Origin of the sequence: Gilliamella sp. wkB108 (assembly GCF_001690195.1) — a bacterium.
GTDB lineage: Bacteria > Pseudomonadota > Gammaproteobacteria > Enterobacterales > Orbaceae > Gilliamella > Gilliamella apicola_L.
This window is the reverse complement of the sequence record NZ_LZGM01000091.1, coordinates 1-586: the sequence shown is the minus strand read 5'-3', so window position 1 is coordinate 586 and position 586 is coordinate 1. Positions and strand designations below refer to the sequence as shown.

Below are 586 nucleotides of genomic sequence, written 5' to 3'. Positions count from 1 at the left end.
ATAACGAATTAAATTTTCTTAAATATATACAAGAAAGAACTGTTGAAGAAACTAGCTACCCATTTAAATTTAATAAACTTAATTATTGGAAACATTTTTTTAAACCATATGATTATCGAGATGAGGAAGAAATAAGACTTATTGTTATTAATGATGAAAATTATAAAATAAAAACAGAGTGGGTTTTAACGCATTCACATTCTATTATCAATCCAATGATATTTTTAGATATAAAAGATAACAATTTTCCTTTAATTCTCCAAAAAATTATATTAGGACCTAAATGTCCGGAAAAAGAACTCAATTGTATTCAGCTAAAAGAAATGATAAGGAAAATAGGTAATTCAATTACACATTTAGAAAAATTAAATGTTGAATGTTCAAAAATAGAAAATTATAGATAATAAAAATATTTAAAAATATCATAACCAATTATAATCATAAAAATTATTTCCACATTAAATAACATTTACCTATTACTAAAAATAAAGCACATTTTACTCTTTATTTTTAATTCCACCAATTTACTACATTTAGCCACGGCTATATCAGATAAATTCCATTTATTTTTCATCTGATTTTTGGT

Annotated in this window: 1 protein-coding gene; it reads left to right on the top strand. The window is 22.0% G+C overall.

Annotated features, from left to right (window positions below):
• On the top strand, positions 1-404 hold a 404-nt coding region (locus A9G11_RS14465), incomplete at its 5' end, for a hypothetical protein (protein WP_176701265.1).
• Between the last annotated feature and the right edge of the window lie 182 nt (positions 405-586).